The organism is Microbispora hainanensis, from assembly GCF_036186745.1.
Lineage (GTDB): Bacteria > Actinomycetota > Actinomycetes > Streptosporangiales > Streptosporangiaceae > Microbispora.
In genome coordinates this window covers 6,605,619-6,623,838 of record NZ_CP108086.1, presented here as the reverse complement: position 1 = coordinate 6,623,838, position 18,220 = coordinate 6,605,619, and the positions used below count along the sequence as shown (strand labels likewise).

15 protein-coding genes are annotated in these 18,220 nt (G+C 71.9%); 9 read left to right on the top strand and 6 right to left on the bottom strand.

The window, feature by feature from the left end; genetic code table 11:
- Nucleotides 1-105 precede the first annotated feature (105 nt).
- Nucleotides 106-687, top strand: a complete 582-nt coding sequence (locus tag OHB01_RS30600; RefSeq protein ID WP_142646923.1) for a hemerythrin domain-containing protein — start codon at nucleotides 106-108, stop codon at nucleotides 685-687.
- Nucleotides 688-752: 65 nt separating this feature from the next.
- On the opposite strand, the gene OHB01_RS30595 is transcribed toward OHB01_RS30600, so the two are convergent.
- Entirely contained in the window at nucleotides 753-1,952 is a 1,200-nt protein-coding gene (locus tag OHB01_RS30595) for a hypothetical protein (protein WP_142646924.1), read from the bottom strand.
- 206 nt (nucleotides 1,953-2,158) lie between these two features.
- Here OHB01_RS30595 and OHB01_RS30590 point away from each other — a divergent pair, with 206 nt between their 5' ends.
- Nucleotides 2,159-2,359, top strand: coding sequence for a hypothetical protein (locus OHB01_RS30590; RefSeq protein ID WP_328854333.1), 201 nt, complete (start codon nucleotides 2,159-2,161; stop codon nucleotides 2,357-2,359).
- A gap of 105 nt (nucleotides 2,360-2,464) precedes the next feature.
- Nucleotides 2,465-2,821, top strand: coding sequence for an STAS domain-containing protein (locus tag OHB01_RS30585; RefSeq protein WP_168065793.1), 357 nt, complete (start codon nucleotides 2,465-2,467; stop codon nucleotides 2,819-2,821).
- A 112-nt stretch (nucleotides 2,822-2,933) separates the two neighbouring features.
- On the opposite strand, the gene OHB01_RS30580 is transcribed toward OHB01_RS30585, so the two are convergent.
- Nucleotides 2,934-4,052, bottom strand: a complete 1,119-nt coding sequence (locus OHB01_RS30580; protein ID WP_147943336.1) for an MBL fold metallo-hydrolase — start codon at nucleotides 4,050-4,052, stop codon at nucleotides 2,934-2,936.
- Between the two features lie 163 nt (nucleotides 4,053-4,215).
- On the opposite strand from OHB01_RS30580, the gene OHB01_RS30575 reads away from it, so the two are divergent.
- The 3 genes from OHB01_RS30575 to OHB01_RS30565 all read left to right on the top strand — a co-directional run bounded on the left by OHB01_RS30575 (nucleotide 4,216) and on the right by OHB01_RS30565 (nucleotide 8,712).
- Nucleotides 4,216-5,544 (top strand): hypothetical protein, encoded by a 1,329-nt coding sequence (locus tag OHB01_RS30575; protein WP_328854332.1) that lies wholly within the window; start codon nucleotides 4,216-4,218, stop codon nucleotides 5,542-5,544.
- 254 nt (nucleotides 5,545-5,798) lie between these two features.
- On the top strand, nucleotides 5,799-7,472 hold the full coding sequence (gene hutU, locus OHB01_RS30570; RefSeq protein ID WP_221889896.1) for a urocanate hydratase: 1,674 nt from the start codon (nucleotides 5,799-5,801) through the stop codon (nucleotides 7,470-7,472).
- A complete protein-coding gene (locus OHB01_RS30565; RefSeq protein WP_328854331.1) occupies nucleotides 7,465-8,712 on the top strand; it encodes an allantoate amidohydrolase in 1,248 nt (415 codons plus the stop codon). The genes hutU and OHB01_RS30565 overlap by 8 nt, the downstream gene beginning before the upstream one ends.
- Before the next feature lie 381 nt (nucleotides 8,713-9,093).
- Here OHB01_RS30565 and OHB01_RS30560 read toward each other — a convergent pair whose 3' ends face one another.
- The 4 genes from OHB01_RS30560 to OHB01_RS30545 all read right to left on the bottom strand — a co-directional run bounded on the left by OHB01_RS30560 (nucleotide 9,094) and on the right by OHB01_RS30545 (nucleotide 15,358).
- The gene (locus OHB01_RS30560) at nucleotides 9,094-9,609 is read right to left on the bottom strand and encodes a hypothetical protein (protein ID WP_328854330.1); all 516 of its coding nucleotides are present in this window, start codon (nucleotides 9,607-9,609) and stop codon (nucleotides 9,094-9,096) included.
- A gap of 470 nt (nucleotides 9,610-10,079) precedes the next feature.
- A complete protein-coding gene (locus OHB01_RS30555; RefSeq protein WP_328854329.1) occupies nucleotides 10,080-12,479 on the bottom strand; it encodes a Tex family protein in 2,400 nt (799 codons plus the stop codon).
- Nucleotides 12,480-13,101: 622 nt separating this feature from the next.
- On the bottom strand, nucleotides 13,102-13,506 hold the full coding sequence (locus OHB01_RS30550) for a hypothetical protein (protein ID WP_142646931.1): 405 nt from the start codon (nucleotides 13,504-13,506) through the stop codon (nucleotides 13,102-13,104).
- Between the two features lie 103 nt (nucleotides 13,507-13,609).
- Nucleotides 13,610-15,358: an ATP-dependent DNA helicase RecQ gene (locus OHB01_RS30545; protein ID WP_328709980.1), complete on the bottom strand. Its 1,749-nt coding sequence runs from the start codon at nucleotides 15,356-15,358 to the stop codon at nucleotides 13,610-13,612.
- 94 nt (nucleotides 15,359-15,452) lie between these two features.
- Between OHB01_RS30545 and OHB01_RS30540 the strand changes: the two genes are divergently transcribed.
- From OHB01_RS30540 to OHB01_RS30530, 3 genes are all read left to right on the top strand, one after another.
- On the top strand, nucleotides 15,453-16,466 hold the full coding sequence (locus tag OHB01_RS30540) for an NADPH:quinone reductase (RefSeq protein WP_328854328.1): 1,014 nt from the start codon (nucleotides 15,453-15,455) through the stop codon (nucleotides 16,464-16,466).
- Between the two features lie 87 nt (nucleotides 16,467-16,553).
- Nucleotides 16,554-17,507 (top strand): Ppx/GppA phosphatase family protein, encoded by a 954-nt coding sequence (locus OHB01_RS30535; RefSeq protein WP_142646934.1) that lies wholly within the window; start codon nucleotides 16,554-16,556, stop codon nucleotides 17,505-17,507.
- A 126-nt stretch (nucleotides 17,508-17,633) separates the two neighbouring features.
- A complete protein-coding gene (locus OHB01_RS30530) occupies nucleotides 17,634-18,134 on the top strand; it encodes a hypothetical protein (RefSeq protein WP_328854327.1) in 501 nt (166 codons plus the stop codon).
- Nucleotides 18,135-18,220 lie beyond the last annotated feature (86 nt).

Below are 18,220 nucleotides of genomic sequence, written 5' to 3'. Positions count from 1 at the left end.
TAGCCGGGTGTCCGCCCTGTGCGGTCACGCTCGACCGTGGTCCCGTTTCGTCCGGCGCCCGGCCTCCATGGGAGGCCGGGCTGCCATATCAGAGGGGAGAGGGACATGACCGAGATGCAGCACCCGGTGCCGGAACTGATGAAGGAAGGCGACGTCGTCGACCTGCTCATCCACCAGCACGCGCTGATCAGGGAGATGTTCGACGAGGTGGAGCACGCCCCGTCCGACCAGCGCGCCGAGCCGTTCCGGCGGCTGGTGCGCATGCTGGCCGTCCACGAGACGGCGGAGGAGGAGATCGTCCACCCCTACACCCGGCTGCGCGTGGACGGGGGAACGGGCGTGGTGGCCGACCGGCTCAAGGAGGAGCGCGAGGCCAAGGAGATGCTCCTCAAGCTGAACGAGATGGGCCCGGACCATCCCGGCTTCATGTCCGAGCTCGACCGGCTCCGGATGGCCGTGCTCACGCACGCGCGGGCCGAGGAGCGTTACGAGTTCACCAGGCTCCGGGCCGAGACGACGGCGGCCGAACGGCGGGCGATGGCGCTCGGGGTCCGTGCCGCCGAGGCGATGGCCCCGACCCGCCCGCGCCCGGGGGTGGAGTCGATGACGCGCAACCTGCTGCTGGGCCCGCCGGCGGCGATCATGGATCGGGCACGCGACCTGATCCGGCAGGCGATGCGCAAGTAAGGGCGGCACGACCGGCCCCGGCCCGGGTCTGTACGACGCGTACGGACCCGGGCCGGGGCGCGTCCTCAGTGGGTGCGCAGGCTGTAGAGGGGGTGGGAGCCCTCGGTCTCCAGGCGATACTCGTCACCCGACCTGGCGCGGTTGTCGTCGATGACGCGCTCGCTGGGCGGTTCCTCCCCGCCCATGAGCTGGTCCTGCCAGCGCTGGAACCGCTCGTGGGCCTCCTGGACGTACCCGGTGCCCAGGGTCGTGTAGTCGATCTGCGTGGAGATCAGCTCGCGCAGATACTCCTTGTTCGGCTCGAACGTCACCGGCTTCGGCAGCTCCCGGGCCACCACCTGCTCCGGTTCGCGCCCGTCGTGCCGGCGGAACATGTCCGCGGCGATCCGCAGGTGCTCCAGCTCCATGTTCAGGTGCAGCTCCCAGATCGCCTTGATCCTGGGGTCGGACTCGGTCTCCATGAACGAGTGGTACAGGTAGCACTCGTTGTACTCGTGGTTGAGCCACTGCTCCCACCACGTCTCGCCCGGATCGAGCAGCGACTCGTAGTGGGTGACGTGCTCCTCCTCGATGAGCCCGATCTCCTGGTAGAGCTGCCGCGCGATCGGCTCCATGTACGTCGGGCCGACGTTCATGTAGAAGTTCATCGTCTGCTGCTCGGCGGACATGATGGTCAGCGCGTGCAGCTTGGAGATGGGCTTCGCCTTGTTGCGGTCGTAGTGCTCGCGGACGTTGTCGACCGGGTGACGGTGGTGCATCTTCGTCGGCCGGCCCGGCATCACCTCGGTCAGCTGGTCGACGATCTTCTCGGCCTTGCGGTGCTCGATCATCTCGTACAGGTTGGCGTACCGATAGAGGTGGTCGAAGTCCTCCAGCACGCCGAACTGGTAGGCCTGCTTGAGATAGGGGTCGGGCTCCATGCGGGCCACCCAGGCGGTCAGGTCCACCGCCACCTGCTCGTAGCCGAGGGTCGTCTCCAGCACCGAGGACTGCCCCGGCAGCAGCCAGTTGACCGCCTTCTGCTGCTGGGCCTCGATGTAGCGCACCTCCGCCAGGCGCTGCCGCACCTCCAGGTCCTGGCACCGCCGGGCGAAATGATGGCTGAACATGACCGCTTCCATCTCGATGCCGTTCATCGTGATGATCCGGCACCGGGTGTAGGGATCGGCGCGGTCGGGGTCGATCGGCGTGACATTCAGCTCGCGCCAGTTGCGCAGCTGCCGATCCAGCGGGACTCCCCGCTCCTGCAGCGGATTGAACGTCATCTCGGTGCTCCTCCCCACGATTGGCGCTGGGCGTACCCAAACCGTGGAATGCGACAAACGTGGACATTCGGAGCCTTTGACCGAGATTGTCATCCAGTGGGCTGGGGCCGTGGGCGGGGGCCGTCAGCCGCTGGACGCCGTCCCGGCGTGCGGGGTCGCCGGTCTTCTTCGACTCCGGTGAACCACTACTGGATGAGCCTCCCGTGGTGAGCAGTTCCGTCACCAGTGCCGTCACCAGTGCCGTCACCAGTGCCGTCACCAGTGCCGTCACCAGTGCCGCGACCAGTCCGGTGACCGGCGGCGTGACCGGCGGCGTGACCGGCGTGGTGACCGGCCTGAGGCAGACGACCGCCGTTGCTCGTATGCCGATGGACCGGGACTACCTGAGAGGCGGAAGTGAAACCTGAACAGACTTTCGTCGGCAATCTGCGATTAATCGCCCGATTACGCGTAGTATGGCCAAGTCCGGAAGCTGTTCCGGTGGGGTCATCTCACCAACGGAGGTGGGAGCCATGCACGACTTCCAGGTGTCGGTGGCGCAGTCACCTCCTTTCACCCTCGTCACCCTCAGCGGCGAACTCGATGTGATCACGGTCCCCCGGCTGCGTGAGCGTGTAGAGCCCCTCCTGGCCCGTCCCGCGACGCGCATCCTCTTCGACGTGGAGAAACTGCGGTTCATCGACAGCGCCGGCATGCGGGTGCTCATCGACGCCTGCGTCCGCACCCCGCCGAAGGACGGCGACGGCGCGCTCTGCGGGATGAGCCCGCAGATGCGTCACCTGTTCTCGCTGCTCGGCCTGACCTCACGGCTCACCGTGTATCCGACCCGCGCCGACGCGTTGAGCCGTCCGGCGGCCACCGCCCCCTGACTCGGCCCGGATCAACCGACCGGCCTGTCGCGGCCCTGCTCCAGCGTCTCGGCGATGGCCCAGACACCGTATCGGCCCCGAGGGCCCGCACCTCGCGGCGCGGACCGGCTCTTCACAGGATCGTCTGCCACCAGCCGTCCACCGGCGGCGGGTCGTCCACCGTGACGCGCTCGCCCGGCCGCGGCACCACGAGGCGCACGTCGCGTGCCTTGGCCTCCCGCCACAGCTGGTCGATCGGGTCGTTCCAGGCGTGCGGGGCGAGCGAGAACGTGCCCCAGTGCACCGGCAGCAGCACCCCGGCGCGTACGTCGAGGTGGGCGAGGATCGCCTCCTCCGGCGTCATGTGGATGTCCGGCCAGCCCTTGCTGTAGGCGCCGATCTGGATCACCGACAGGTCGAACGGCCCGTACGTCTCGCCGATCGCGGCATACCCGTCGAAGTAGCCGGAGTCGCCGGTGTAGAAGACCCGGCGCCGCTCGCCCGCGATCACCCAGGAGGCCCAGAGGGTCTGGTCCCGGCGGAGCCCGCGGCCGGAGAAGTGACGGCCGGGGGTCGCCACGAACCGGAGACCGGACACCGTGGTCTCCTCGTTCCAGTCGAGCTCGACGATCCGCGACGCGGGCACCCGCCACCGTTCGAGATGGGCGCCGACCCCGAGCGGCACCAGGAACGGCGCGGACTGCGTGCGGGCCAGCAGGCGCACCGTGTCCATGTCGAGGTGGTCGTAGTGGTCGTGCGAGATGACGATCGCGTCGAGCTCGGGCAGCTGATACAGCGGCACCGGCGGAGGATGCAGGCGCCGCGGCCCGGTGAACGACGCCGGGGAGCAACGCTCGCTCCAGACCGGATCGAGCAGCACCCGCCGCCCCTCGATCTCGATCAGGGCCGAGGAGTGGCCGTACCAGACGGCGTCGAGGTCGCCGCCCCGGGACGGGCCGGGAGTCATCAGGGGAACGGGCAGCCGGGGCTTGCGCTGCGTCCGGCGGAGGAACTCGCGGACGACCTGCTGCCTGGTCCCCGGCGGGAGGACGGGGCTGGGGCTCGTGTTGCGGAACGCGCCGTTGCGGAACTGTTTCGAGCGCCGCACCCGGAGCGCCCGCTCACCCGAGGGCCGCGCCCCCAGCGCGGCGGGGACGTCGCGCACCGCCCACACCGCCGCCGCCAGGGCGGCCGCTCCCGCGACGAACCCCAGGCGCCGGCCCAGGCCACCACTTCTCAAACCACCGGTCATCAACGGCAATCTCCTTGCTGAGTTCTGCCGATCAGACTAGGCAATCTCCGCGCGGGCCGCGCTGATGGCGTCTTGCCTGTGGACAACCCCTCCCCGGAGACTGCGTGTTGAATAAAAGCATGCAGACCGAACGGCCCGGCGCGGGCAGGCGAGGCGGAGGACGATGAACACCGGCCACCACACGGACGACGGCCCGTCCACCCCCCGCGACCCCCGTGACGCCGCCGCTCAGGGTGACGGCCGCGACGATCATGACCTTGGCGATGAGGGCGACGTCCGCGATCACAGTGACGATCGGGGCGACGGCAGTGCCCGGGACGGTGATCGCCAGGTTCCCGGGGACCTCGGGGACCTCGGCGGTCTTGACGACGACGCCGCGTCCCGTCTGTTGCGGCTGTTCGAGGGGCACCGGCTGACGCCCGTGCAGCGCAGGATCGCCCACTGCCTCGCGCAGCACGCCGCCGAGGCGCCGTTCCTGTCGAGCATCGAGGTCGCCGAGCTGGCCGGGGTCAGCCAGCCGTCGGTGACCCGCTTCGCGACGGCGCTGGGCTACAGCGGATATCCCGGCCTCCGGCGCAGGTTCCGCGAGCTGGGCGTACGGCAGGGCCGGGAACGGGACGGCTCCGGCCGGAACGGGGAGGACGCCGGGCCGGATGCCCGCATCTCCACGGCGACGCCCCGGCTCTCCGACGGCGGCGCGGATGGACGGACCGGAGGCCGGGGGGAGCGGCCCGCGCCGGTGCCTCCCGCCCCGCCGGAGGGCTCGCATCGTCCGTCGCCGGACCCCGGCGCGCCCGCCCGCTCCGTGCCGCAGAAACCCGGGTCTCGGCAGCTTGCGCCCGCGGACGCCGAGTCGTGGTCCGAGCCGTTGCCCGAGTCGTGGCCCGATCTGGGGGCGGACCGGGCGGCGGGCGCGGGCGGCGGCTATCGGCGGGCCGTGCTGGCGGAGATCGAGAACCTGCGCGCCCTCGCCCGCTCGCTGGACGATCCCGGGCCCGTCGCCGAAGCCGCCCGCCTGCTCGCCGCCTCGCGGCCGCTGCCGGTGCTGGGCCTGCGGGCCGCCGCCGCCCAGGCCGCCGGATTCGCGTACTTCGCGGCGAAGGTGCACCCCGACGTACGGCCCCTGCACGAGGCGGGGTCGCTCCTCGCCGACCGGGTCGAGCAGGCGGCGGCGGCCGGGGCCACGGCGTTGCTGTGCTTCGCCCTGCCCCGCTATCCCGCCGAACTGCTGGACGCGCTCCGGGCCGCCCGCGCGGCCGGGCTGGCCGTCGTCACGGTCGCGGACCGGCGCGTGCCGTCCCTCGCCGGCCTGTCGGACGTTCTGCTCACCGCCGCGGTGGGCACGCACCTGGTGTTCGACACGGCGTGCGCGCCGATGATGCTCGGCCGGGTGCTGCTTGAGGCGATGTGCGATGAACTGCCCGGGGCCCAGGCCCGCCTGGAGGCGTTCGAGGCGTCGGCCGCCGCCCGTGGGGTGTTCCTCATTGACTGAATCTATTCATTCACCCACGATGGGTGGGACTCACTGAATAGAACCATGCGCCGCGGGCGCGGGTGGGAGGAGAACTCGTGGCTGACGACGGCGGTGGCGCCCTCAACGGCAGGGCCGCGCACGACCAGGGTTCCGGCGACCACGGTTCGGGCGGCGGGGGTTCCGACGAGCGGATTTTCGGCGGCAGGGGTTCCGGCGAGCGGGATTCCGGCGAGCGGGATTCCGGCGAGCGGGATTCCGGCGGCCGGGCTCCGATCCGGGCTCCGCGCGGCGGCACGCTGAACACCCGCGGCTGGCAGCAGGAGGCCGCCCTGCGCATGCTCATGAACAACCTCGACCCCGAGGTCGCCGAGCATCCGGAGCGGCTCGTCGTCTATGGCGGCAGCGGCAAGGCGGCCCGCGACTGGCCGTCGTACGACGCGATCGTGCGTGAGCTCACCACCCTGCGGGCCGACGAGACCCTGCTGGTGCAGTCGGGCCGCCCGGTCGGCGTGATGACCACCCACGAGTGGGCTCCCCGCGTGCTCATCGCCAACTCCAACCTCGTCGGCGACTGGGCGACATGGCCGGAGTTCCGGCGGCTGGAGCGGCTCGGGCTCACGATGTACGGCCAGATGACGGCCGGTTCGTGGATCTACATCGGCACCCAGGGCATCCTGCAGGGCACGTACGAGACGTTCGCGGCGGTCGCGGCCAAGCGGTTCGGCGGCAGTCTCGCCGGGACGATCACGCTCACCGCCGGGCTCGGCGGCATGGGCGGCGCGCAGCCGCTCGCGGTCACGATGAACGGCGGCGTGGCGATCTGCGTCGACTGCGACCCGCGCAGCGTCGAGCGCCGCATCGCCCACCGCTACCTCGACGTCCGGGCCGAGAGCCTGGAGGAGGCTCTGCGCCTGGCGTACGAGGCCAGGGACGCCCGCCGCCCGCTGTCCATCGGCGTCGTGGCCAACGCGGCCGAGGCCGTGCCCGCACTGCTGGCCGGGGGCGCGGAGATCGACATCGTGACCGACCAGACGAGCGCGCACGACCCGCTGGCCTACCTGCCGCTGGGCGTCGCGTTCGAGGACATGGCCGAGCTGGCGCGCAAGGACCCCGAAGGCTTCACCCGCCGGGCCCGCGAGTCGATGGCCCGGCACGTCGAGGCGATGGTCGGCTTCCAGGACGCGGGTGCGGAGGTGTTCGACTACGGCAACTCGATCAGGGGCGAGGCGAGCCTCGCCGGCTATGCGCGGGCGTTCGACTTCCCGGGGTTCGTGCCCGCCTACATCCGGCCGCTGTTCTGCGAGGGGAAGGGCCCGTTCCGGTGGGCGGCGCTGTCGGGCGACCCGGCCGACATCGCGACGACCGATCGCGCGATCCTCGATCTGTTCCCCGACAACGAGCCGCTGGCCCGGTGGATCAGGATGGCGGGGGAGCGGGTGCGGTTCCAGGGCCTGCCCGCGCGGATCTGCTGGCTCGGGTACGGCGAGCGCGACCGGGCCGGCGAGCGGTTCAACGACCTCGTCGCCTCGGGGGAGATCTCCGCGCCCATCGTGATCGGCCGCGACCACCTCGACTGCGGCTCAGTGGCCTCGCCCTACCGCGAGACGGAGGGCATGCTGGACGGCTCCGACGCGATCGCCGACTGGCCGCTGCTCAACGCCATGGTCAACGTCGCCTCCGGCGCGTCCTGGGTGTCCATCCACCACGGCGGCGGGGTCGGCATCGGCCGCTCCATCCACGCGGGACAGGTCACCGTCGCCGACGGCACGCCGCTGGCGGGGGAGAAGATCCGCCGGGTGCTGACCAACGACCCCGGGATGGGTGTGATCCGCCACGTGGACGCCGGATACGACCGGGCCGTCGAGGTGGCCGGGGAGCGCGGCGTACGCGTCCCGATGGCCGAGGCGGGGGCGGGGGCGGGGGCGGGGGCGGACCACGATGCGTGAGGGCGCGGCCCTGGTCCTGCCGGAGGAGGTCGAGTACGGCTTCCGCCGGCTGTGGCGCGACCTGCTCCCCGTGGGCCGGTGCGACGCGACGGGCGGATATCGGCGGCACGCCTGGACGGCGGCCGACGCGGAGTGCCGGGCCTGGTTCGAGGAGCAGGCACTCAGCCGAGGCCTCGCGTACGAGACAGACCGCAACGGCAACCAGTGGGCCTGGCTGGGCGATTCCACGGCGGGCGACGCCGTGGTGACCGGTTCCCACCTTGACTCCGTGCCCGATGGCGGGGCGTACGACGGCCCGCTGGGGGTCGTGGGGGCGTTCGCCGCGCTCGACGCCCTGCGGGCGCGCGGGTTCCGGCCGGAGCGGCCGCTGGCGGTGGTGAACTTCACCGAGGAGGAGGGCGCAAGATTCGGCCTGGCCTGCCTGGGATCGCGGCTGATGACCGGCGCCGTCCGTCCCGAGACGGCAGGGGCGCTGCGCGACGCGGACGGCGTCACGCTGGCAGCGGCGATGGAGCGGGCGGGACGCGACCCGGCGGCCGCCGGCCGTGACGACGCGCGCCTGACCCGCATCGGGGCCTTCGTGGAGCTGCACGTCGAGCAGGGCCGCCACCTTGCCGCCACACCGCATCCGGTCGGCGTCGCCTCCGCGATCTGGCCGCACGGCCGCTGGCGTTTCGACTTCCGGGGGGAGGCCAACCACGCCGGGACCACCCGCCTGGAGGACCGGCGCGATCCCATGCCGGCGTACGCGGCGGCGGTGCTGGCCGCCCGGGCGAACGCCGAACGCCTGGGGGCCCTGGCCACCTTCGGCAGGATCAAAGTCGAGCCCAACGGCACCAACGCCATCGCGTCGCTGGTCAGCGCCTGGCTCGACTGCCGGGCGCCGGACGCCGCCCTGCTCGACAGGCTCGTCGAGGAGACGACCCGAGCTGCCGAGGGGGCCGAGGTGACCCGGGAGTCCTACACACCGGTCGTGAACTTCGACGTGCCGCTGCGCGACCGTGTCGCGGGCGTCCTCGGCGGCGCGCCGGTGCTGCCCACGGGGGCAGGGCACGACGCCGGCATCCTCGCCGGTGAGGTCCCGGCGGCCATGCTGTTCGTGCGCAATCCCACGGGCGTCTCGCACTCGCCGTACGAGCACGCCGACGAGGCCGACTGCCTCGCCGGGGTCGCCGCACTCGCCGCCGTTCTGGAGGATCTGCTCACACCGGCCGCCGCCAGCCCCGGCGGGGCTCTCTGAGGGCGCGGATGGGCCGCGGCGGCGCGGCCTGTTCAGTGCCCGGACGGGCTGTGACGGCGGGGTTCTGACGGCGGGGTGTGCTGCTGAGCGCGCGGATGGGCCGCGGCGGCGCGGCCTGCTCAGTGCCCGGACGGGCTGTGACGGCGGGGCTTTGACGGCGGGGCTTTGACGACGGGGCTCGCTGCGCACGTGAGCGGCCCCGCCGCCGGGGAGGCCGGGGAGGGGCGTGAAGACGTCCATTACCCAGGAAGCGGCAAGTGAAATTCCACATCAAGGGGAATCGGCTCCAGGTCTTCGCAAAGTAGTGATCGCCGACCTGTTCGAATCAGGGCCGGATAGCCCCGTATTTCCAGGCTGCATGCGTTTTGTTGCTAAAAATGCTTATTTGCCCCACGATGGGTGACTGCGGCGTTTGCTGCCTTTAGCGTGAGAATCAGGGTCCGGATCCAGGTTCGATGGATCGATTCGAGCTCCGTGAATTCGGATGTTCATCCGCCTTCTCGTCACGGAGCCGACGGAGGGATACCCATGTTCAAAGAAGCACTGGCTGCTGCCGTCATGACGGCTTCGGCTCTCGTGGTCCCTGTCGCGATTCAGACGCAGTCGGCCAACGCCGCCGGCACGACCGAGCAGGTCGTCCGGCCGTCGGTCACGGGGGACTGCCCGGGAGGCAGATGCCGTGACAGGCACCGCTATCGCCACCACTTCCGCCACCATCACGACCGTTGGGACCGTTGGGACGGTCGCGATCGCCCCCGCCGCCACCATCGCGAGCGACTGCAGCAGCAGCAGCAACAGCAGCAGCAACAGCAGGGGGCGGGCGGTCAGCAACAGCAGCAGCAACAGCAACAGCAGCGCGGCCGCGCTCAGCAACAGCAACAGCAGCAGCAACAGCAACAGCAGTGACCGGATGACCGTTCATCGCACCTGATCGACCCTGTGGTCATCAGGTCCGATCGACTTCACGCTCGTCGGGCCTGATCGACACCGTGCCCCGCGTCCACCGTTCGCGGGGCATTCTCCTGTGGCCGCTGACAGCGGTCCCGGCGCTCGGAAGGCGAGCGCCGGGTGCGCGCGCGCGAGAACCGATGGGTCGGGCGAATGCGTCAGCGTGAACAGCGGTGCCGCCGCACCGAAGCCGGGCGTGAGTGGTCGTCTGGTGGGGGCCTTGGCCAACCCGGGGTGCCTTCAGCGGTGGCGGCGGTCCCGTCACCCCGGAGGCAGGGTGCCGGGTGCGGGCGGCTGTCGGGCCGGACCTTGGCCGGCCCCCGGGGTGCCGTCGGCGGGAACGGTGGTCCCGGCGCTCAGAAGGCGAGCGCCGGGCACGACAGCCGTCGAATCGGGGGCGTGGCCGGACCGGGGGTGCGTCAGCGGGAACGGCGGTCGCTGGAGCCGGGGTCGGTCAGACCGGCCCGGCGCAGCGCCTCGGCCATGGCTCCGCCGAGCGGCGCGCCGCCCGAGCCCCGGCCGTTGCCGCGGCCGGACCCGCCCCTGCCGTTCTGGCCCTGGCGGGCGGGGTTCTGGCGGGACTGGTTCTGCCGCGGCTGGCCGCGCCGGCCGTCCTGCCGGTCGTCGCGGGCCTCGCCGTTCGGCCCGCCCCGGCGGCCACCGCCGGCCGTCTCGTCGTCCAGGCGCAGCGTGAGCGAGATGCGCTTGCGCTGGAGGTCCACGTCGAGCACCTTGACCCGCACGATGTCGCCGGGCTTGACCACGTCGCGGGGGTCCTTCACGAAGGAGTTGGACATCGCGGACACGTGGACCAGGCCGTCCTGGTGCACGCCGATGTCGACGAACGCCCCGAACGCGGCGACGTTGGTGACGACGCCCTCCAGGATCATGCCGGGCGACAGGTCGGACGGCTTCTCGACGCCGTCCTTGAACGTGGCGGTCTTGAACGCCGGACGGGGGTCGCGGCCCGGCTTCTCCAGTTCCTTGAGGATGTCGGTCACGGTCGGCAGGCCGAAGGTGTCGTCGACGAACTGCGACGGCTTGAGCGAGCGAAGCGCCGAGGTGTTGCCGATCAGCGTGCGCAGGTCGCTCTTGGTGAAGTCGAGGATGCGGCGCACCACCGGGTAGGCCTCCGGGTGCACGCTGGAGGCGTCGAGGGGGTCGTCGCCGCCCGGGATGCGCAGGAAGCCCGCGCACTGCTCGAACGCCTTCGGGCCGAGCCGCGGCACCTCCTTCAGCCCGGTCCGGGAGCGGAACGGCCCGTTGGCGTCGCGGTGCGCGACGATGTTCTCCGCCAGCCCGGCGCTGATGCCGGAGACGCGGGTCAGCAGCGGGGCGGACGCGGTGTTGACGTCCACGCCCACCGCGTTCACGCAGTCTTCCACCACCGCGTCGAGCGAGCGCGACAGCTTCACCTCGGACACGTCGTGCTGGTATTGGCCGACGCCGATGGACTTGGGGTCGATCTTGACCAGCTCGGCCAGGGGGTCCTGCAGCCGCCTGGCGATCGAGACCGCGCCGCGCAGCGAGACGTCGAGACCGGGCAGCTCCTGGGAGGCGTACGCCGACGCGGAGTAGACGGAGGCTCCGGCCTCCGACACCACGATCTTGGTGAGGTGCGGCATGTGCTTGACCAGCTCACCGGCGAGCTTGTCGGTCTCCCGCGACGCGGTGCCGTTGCCGATGGCGATCAGCTCCACCTTGTGCTCTGTCGCGAGCCGGGCCAGCACCGCGAGCGACTGGTCCCACTGCCGCTTGGGCTCGTGCGGATAGATCGTCTCGGTGGCGACGACCTTGCCGGTGCCGTCCACGACCGCGACCTTCACGCCGGTGCGCAGGCCCGGGTCGAGGCCCATGGTCGGCCGTGCCCCCGCGGGAGCGGCGAGCAGCAGGTCGCGCAGGTTGGCCGCGAACACGCGCACGGCCTCCTCCTCGGCCGCCTGCCACAACCGGGTCCGCAGGTCGATGCCCAGGTGCACGAGGACGCGGGTCCGCCAGGCCCAGCGCACGGTGTCGAGCAGCCACTTGTCGGCCGTGCGGCCGAGGTCGGCGATGCCGAAGTGCCGGGCGATCCGCGCCTCGTAGTCGTTCGGCTCCTCGGCCTCCGGGTCGAGGGTGAGCGTGAGCACTTCTTCCTTCTCACCCCGGAACATCGCGAGGATGCGGTGCGAGGGCAGGCGGGTGAAGGGCTCGGAGAAGTCGAAGTAGTCGGAGAACTTGGCCCCGGACTCCTGCTTGTCCTCCCGCACCTGGGAGATCAGACGCCCGCGGGACCACATGCGCTCCCGCAGGTCGCCGATGAGGTCGGCGTCTTCGGCGAAGCGCTCGACCAGGATGGCCCGGGCGCCCTCCAGCGCGGCGGCGGCGTCGGCCACGCCCTCGCGCACGTACGCCTCCGCGGTCGCCTGGGGGTCCAGCGACGGGTCGCCGAGCAGCGCGTCCGCCAGCGGCTCCAGCCCCAGCTCCCTGGCGATCTGCGCCTTGGTGCGGCGCTTGGGCTTGTAGGGCAGGTAGATGTCCTCCAGGCGGGCCTTCGAGTCGGCCTCCATGATGCGCGCTTCGAGGGCCTCGTCGAGCTTGCCCTGCGACCGGATCGAGTCGAGGATGGCGGCCCGCCGCTCCTCCAGCTCGCGCAGGTAGCGCAGCCGCTCCTCCAGCGTGCGCAACTGGGCGTCGTCGAGCGCGCCCGTGGCCTCCTTGCGATAGCGGGCGATGAACGGCACCGTCGCCCCGCCGTCGAGCAGGTCGACGGCCGCGCTGACCTGACTCTCGCGCACGCCGAGCTCTTCGGCGATCCGCTGCTGAATGGACGTCGTCACGATCCTGATCCGCCTTCTTCCGGGTCCGCCCTCTCCGAGGGGCTCTCATTCTGCCGGATTCGCCGGGCCCCCTCAGTCAACCTGTGGACAACCCGAGCACCCCGATGCAGGCCGGGCACACGCGACCCGAGACGTCAGGTGATCGGCTCTGCCGGTGTCTCCTGCTTCTCCGCGCTCGTTCATCGGCCGGGCGTCCCCCGCAAAATCAATTTCCGCGCGGGAAATCCTCCGTCCGGCCGATCAGTGAGAAAGGACGCCGGGCTTGTCGTCGTACATACAGGTCTCGGTACGCCGCCCGGCGTGGACGTGCGGCGATCACGGCCCACGACGCGGCGGGAACCGCGCGACGTCGACCCGGTGGGCGGCTCGACGCATTTCCCGGTCCCACGCATTTTCACGGTGAGATCCTGCGGCGGTCGAGCCGTGCTGCTATATCTGCTAATATCCGGCCATATTTGGGAGCGGAGCGCCGGGCCATAGGGAATTCGCGCCGGAGGCCCCCGTGGCTTCGAAGCGTGCCCGGTGAACGCGTACGGACCGGCGCGTGCTCAGCCGGTGTTGAGCCGCTCGTATGGACCGGCGTGCTCAGCGGACGTGGAGCCGCCCGTACGGACCGGCGTGCTCAGCCCGCGTTGAGCCGCTCGTACAGACCGGCACCCGCCAGCAGCAGGAGCGCGAGGGTGAGCAGCGCCTGCGACGCCAGCGGCACGCCCCTGGCGGGCGTCCCGCCGGCCGGGGCCTGCGCCGCGGGCTCGCGGCCCGGTGCGCTCTCCGGATGGTGAGCCAGGTAGCCCGTGGGGAACGAGGTCACGATCTCACGGCCGCATCCGGGGCAGGTCGTCCCGGACCAGGGTGGCGGGACGACGACCTCGTCCCGGGTCCATATCACGACGTCGACGCCCTGCTCGTCGCGCGTGCGGTGGACGACGTACTCCTCCTCCCAGACACGCAGGCAGCGCAGGCACTCGAACGGCCACGTCTCCCTGGCGCTGATCGCCTCGCGCACCGGTACCACCCCCGATCTCACGACCTCCGCCTTTGAGTCTCAACACAGGGTGAAACCACCGCAAGTGGTGATATGGACACGATGGGTAATGATTGCCCAGGCCGTTCGTGGCTTCTCCGCTTCGTCAGACCACTTCGAGCAGCTCGCCGACCAGGCCGAGGGCCAGCGTCTTGTAGCCCACGGAGTCGAACAGCACCGTGATCCGGTCCTGCTCGCGGCTCATCACGATCCCGTGCCCCCACTCGGCGTGCCGGACGTCCGCGTGCATGGGGAACCGCCCGTCGCCGGTCTCCGGCGGGGTCGCCGTACCGGAGCGGCAGGTGTCGCAGTCGCCGCAGGACCGTTCGTACGGCTCGCCGAAATACTCCAGCAGGAAGCGGCGCCGGCAGCCGGTCGTCTCCGCGTAGCCGCGCATCATCTCCAGCCGGGAGTCCCCCATCCGGTGCCGGAGATCGTCGATCTCCACCGCGTGGGCGGCGGCCTCGTCCGGAGGCGGGCCGTCCGGGGTGTAGCGCAGGGCGCCACCATGGGTCACCTCGACCGCGCCCGCCCGTTCGAGCAGGTTGACGTGCGAGGCCAGCCTGGCCGCCCCGACGCCGAGGAGCTCGCGCAGGTCGGCGGCGGCGACCTCCCCGCCGTGCTCGTGGACCAGCGTCGCGACGCGCCGCATCATGGCCTCGTCCGCGTGGCCCCCGGCGAAGAACCTGCGCAGCCCCAGGTCCTCGGGCCGGTAGAACAGCACGGCATCGGCCGGGTTGCCGTCCCGGCCCGCCCGGCCGATCTCCTGGTAGTACGCGTCGAGCGACTCCGGAGGCGCGGCGTGCAGCACGTAGCGCACGTCGGGCTTGTCGATGCCCATCCCGAAGGCCGAGGTCGCCACGACGGTGTCGAGGTCGTCGTCCTGGAACCGCTCGTGGATGCGGCGGCGTTCCTTCGCCTTCATCCCCGCGTGGTACGCCTCGGCCCGGCGGCCGCGCTCCCTCAGCAGGCCGGCGTACTCCTCGGCCTGGCGCCGCGTCGCCACATAGAGCAGTCCCACGCCGTCGAGCCCGGCGGTGTGGTCGGCGAGGGCCCTGCGCTTGTCGTCGTCGCTCGTGAACCGGTGGACGTCGAGACGGAGGTTGGGCCGGTCGAACCCCCGCACGATCTGCTGCGCGCCGGTCAGGCCGAGCGACTCGACGATCTCCTCGCGCACGGTCGGCGCGGCCGTGGCGGTCATCGCGATCACCGGGGGATGGCCCAGACGCTCGATCACCTTGCCGAGCCGCAGATACTCGGGCCGGAAGTCGTGGCCCCAGGCGGACACGCAGTGCGCCTCGTCCACCGCGATCAGGGAGGGCCGGGCCTCGGCCAGCCGCTCGACCACCTCGGGCTTGGCGAGCTGCTCCGGGGACAGGAACACATATTCGGCGTCGCCCGCCGTGACCTGGTCGAGGCCCGCCTCGACCGAGCCGGCCGAGTTGACCGCCACCGCGCCCGCTGCCCCCGCCTTGAGCAGGCCCATGACCTGGTCGCGCTGCAGAGCGATGAGCGGCGAGACGATGACCGTCGGGCCGTCCAGGAGCAGGCCGGGCACCTGATAGACGGCCGACTTGCCGCCGCCGGTCGGCATCACCAGCAGCACGTCGCGCCCCGCGAGCAGGTGCTCCATCGCCTCCTGCTGGCCGGGGCGCAGCTGCTGCCAGCCGAACGCGTCCCTCGCGGTGGCCCGCAGCCGCCTGCCCCTGCGTCCGAAACGCCGGCCGAAGCGGCCTCCCGCCCAGCCGCCGGCCCAGCTTCCCGACCAGTCCCTCGACCAGCCGCCCGCCGTGCCGCCGAGCCGGTCACCGGCCCTTCCGCCGGACAGGCCGCCGTACCTCTGCCTGACGCTCATGCCGCCGCACCCCCTCGCCCGATCGGGCTGCAACTACCCGAGCGGAAAGGGCCGAACCGGAATAGCCGTACGGACCCGGCCGCTGAGAGCGGTTATGAGAGCGATCGTGTATTCCGAGACCGGGGACAGCGACGTCCTGCGCCTGACCGAACGGCCGGTGCCCGAGCCGGGGCCCGGAGAGGTACGCGTACGGGTGGTGCGTTCGGGGGTCAACCCGACCGACTGGAAGTCGCGGCGCGGCACGCTGAGCCATCCGGAGGCCGTGCCCAACCAGGACGGCGCCGGGATCGTGGACGTCACCGGGCCGGGCGTCACGGGGGTGGCCCCGGGTGATCGCGTGTGGGTGTGGGAGGCCGCCTGGGGGCGTCCGGACGGCACCGCACAGGAGTATGTCGTGCTGCCCGAGCGGCAGGTCGTGCCGCTGCCGGACGGAGCCTCCCTCGACCTCGGTGCGAGCCTCGGCATCCCAGCGCTGACCGCGCATCGCTGCCTGACCGTGGCGGACGGCGGACCGGACCGCCTCGCCCCCGGAGCGCTCGACGGCAGGACCATCCTCGTCGCGGGCGGGGCCGGGGCCGTGGGCAACGCCGTGATCCAGCTCGCCCGCTGGGCCGGGGCGACCGTGGTGACCACCGTCAGCGGGCCGGAGAAGGCGGCGCTGGCCCGGGCCGCGGGGGCGCATCACGTGGTCGACTACCGCGTCGGCGATCCGGCGGCGGAGATCCGCCGCGTCGCCCCGGGCGGCGCCGACATCGTGGTGGAGGTCGCGCCCGCGGCCAACGCCGTCCTCGACGCGGCGGTCACCGCTCCCGGTGGGGTCGTCGCGGTGTACGCGAACAACGGCGGAGACGCGGTCACGTTGTCGGTGCGCGACCTGTTCACCCGCAACATCCGCTATCAGTTCGTGCTGGTCTACACGGTCCCCGAGGCGGTCAAGGACGCGGCCGTTGCCGACGTGCGCGCGGCGGTCGAGGCGGGCGCGCTGCGGGTGGGCGAGGAGGCCGGGCTGCCCCTGCACCACTTCCCGCTGGAGCGTACGGCCGACGCCCACGACGCGGTCGAGTCGGGCGCGGTCGGCAAGGTGCTGGTCGACGTCGCCCCGGAGTGAGCCTCGTGGTGAAACCCGGGCGAGCTCGGCGAATCCGGATGCCGGGAGGGGCGATGGATCTTCCCGTACGGGCGGTAGCGTCGGGGCATGCGACTAGGAGTGCTGGACGTGGGTTCCAACACGGTGCACCTGCTGGTGATGGACGCGCATCAGGGGGCCCGTCCGCTGCCCGCGTTCTCCCACAAGGACGAGCTGCGGCTCGCCGAGCATCTCGTCGGCGGCGACCGGCTCAGCGACGAGGGCGCGGCGCGGCTCGGGGCCTTCGTACGCGAAGCGGTCCGCATCGCCGAGGACAAGGGAGTGGAGGACCTGGTCGCCTTCGCCACCTCGGCGGTCCGCGACGCGGTCAACGGCGAGGACGTGCTGGCCCAGATCAAGGCGGACACCCGGGTGGACATCCAGGTCCTGTCGGGGGACGACGAGGCCAGGCTCACGTTCCTGGCCGTCCGCCGCTGGTTCGGGTGGTCCTCCGGGCGGCTGCTGGTGACCGACATCGGGGGCGGGTCGCTGGAGATCGCGTCCGGCATCGACGAGGAGCCCGACGTCGCGGTTTCCCTTCCGCTCGGCGCGGGGCGGCTCACCCGCGACTGGTTCACCGCCGACCCGCCCGATCCGGAGGAGCTCCGCGCGCTGCGGCGGCACGTACGCGCCGAGATCGCGCGGACGGTCGGGGCGGTCGCCAAGTACGGCAGGCCCGACCACGCGGTCGCCACGTCCAAGACCTTCCGCCAGCTCGCGCGTATCGCGGGGGCCGCGTCGTCCGGCGAGGGCACGTACGTCAAGCGGACGCTGACGCACGACGACCTGGTCGAGTGGACGGGCAGGCTGGCCACGATGCCGGCCGCCCGCCGGGCGGAGCTTCCCGGGGTGTCCGCCGGGCGGGCCGCGCAGCTTCTCGCCGGCGCGGTCGTCGCGGACGCCGCGATGGACCTGTTCGAACTGCCGGTGCTGGAGATCTGCCCGTGGGCGCTGCGGGAGGGTGTGATCCTGCGCAGGCTCGACGGCCTTCCCATGGGTCGGCCCTCGGTGGCCGATCAGTAAGGTATGAGGGTCATCCAAACAGGGCAAGGCACCAACAACCGGCAATTTTCGTTCCTCTACGTGGCGGGTGATCTTCCGCCGGCCACCGGAGTGCCGTAATCGGGGTCGACCTCTGGAGGAATCTCAATGGTGGAGCTGCTGGGAGCCGTGGTCTCCCTGGCGGCGGTGGCGGTGCTGGTGCTCGGAGCCGTGCTGGTGATCGCGATCGCGACCCTCATATGGCTGGGTGCGATGGCGATGACCACCGGGCGCGAGTCCTACGGGCGGGCGATCCCCGGCCTGGAGGGCACGGGCCCGGGCGAGCGCGCGTGGAACCCCCGGCCCGAGGCCGGGGCGACCGGCGCGTCCGCCGACGGATCCGGCAAAGCACCCGCGCTCGGATCCGGCAGAGCGCCTGTGCTCGGGTCGGGCGGAGCGCCTGCGGTCGGGTCGGGCGGAGCGCCTGTGCTCGAGTCCGGCCAGGCATCCGCGGCCGGGCCCGGCCAAGGAGCTGTGGCCGGATCCGGTCAAGCGCCTGCGGCCGGATCCGGAAAGGCGCCCGTCGGCGCGTCCGGCAACGGACACGTGAACGGGCGGGCCACGGGCCGGAAGGTCCATACCGTCGCCGCCTCCGTACGTCGCGCATAGCGAGGCCCACGCCGGCGTCCGCGTCCCCGTCAGGTCCTCCCTGGCGGGGACGCCGTCGTGTCCAAGGCTTCTCCGCGGGACTCTCC

What these genes read in the sequence shown, in the direction of transcription:
- OHB01_RS30600 (WP_142646923.1), top strand. Translation starts at nt 106, where the DNA reads ATGACCGAGATGCAGCACCCGGTGCCGGAACTGATGAAGGAAGGCGAC.
- OHB01_RS30575 (WP_328854332.1), top strand. Translation starts at nt 4,216, where the DNA reads ATGAACACCGGCCACCACACGGACGACGGCCCGTCCACCCCCCGCGAC.
- OHB01_RS30530 (WP_328854327.1), top strand. Translation starts at nt 17,634, where the DNA reads ATGGTGGAGCTGCTGGGAGCCGTGGTCTCCCTGGCGGCGGTGGCGGTG.
- OHB01_RS30545 (WP_328709980.1), bottom strand. Translation starts at nt 15,358, where the DNA reads ATGAGCGTCAGGCAGAGGTACGGCGGCCTGTCCGGCGGAAGGGCCGGT.
- OHB01_RS30565 (WP_328854331.1), top strand. Translation starts at nt 7,465, where the DNA reads ATGCGTGAGGGCGCGGCCCTGGTCCTGCCGGAGGAGGTCGAGTACGGC.
- OHB01_RS30595 (WP_142646924.1), bottom strand. Translation starts at nt 1,952, where the DNA reads ATGACGTTCAATCCGCTGCAGGAGCGGGGAGTCCCGCTGGATCGGCAG.
- OHB01_RS30540 (WP_328854328.1), top strand. Translation starts at nt 15,453, where the DNA reads ATGAGAGCGATCGTGTATTCCGAGACCGGGGACAGCGACGTCCTGCGC.
- OHB01_RS30585 (WP_168065793.1), top strand. Translation starts at nt 2,465, where the DNA reads ATGCACGACTTCCAGGTGTCGGTGGCGCAGTCACCTCCTTTCACCCTC.
- OHB01_RS30535 (WP_142646934.1), top strand. Translation starts at nt 16,554, where the DNA reads ATGCGACTAGGAGTGCTGGACGTGGGTTCCAACACGGTGCACCTGCTG.
- OHB01_RS30580 (WP_147943336.1), bottom strand. Translation starts at nt 4,052, where the DNA reads ATGACCGGTGGTTTGAGAAGTGGTGGCCTGGGCCGGCGCCTGGGGTTC.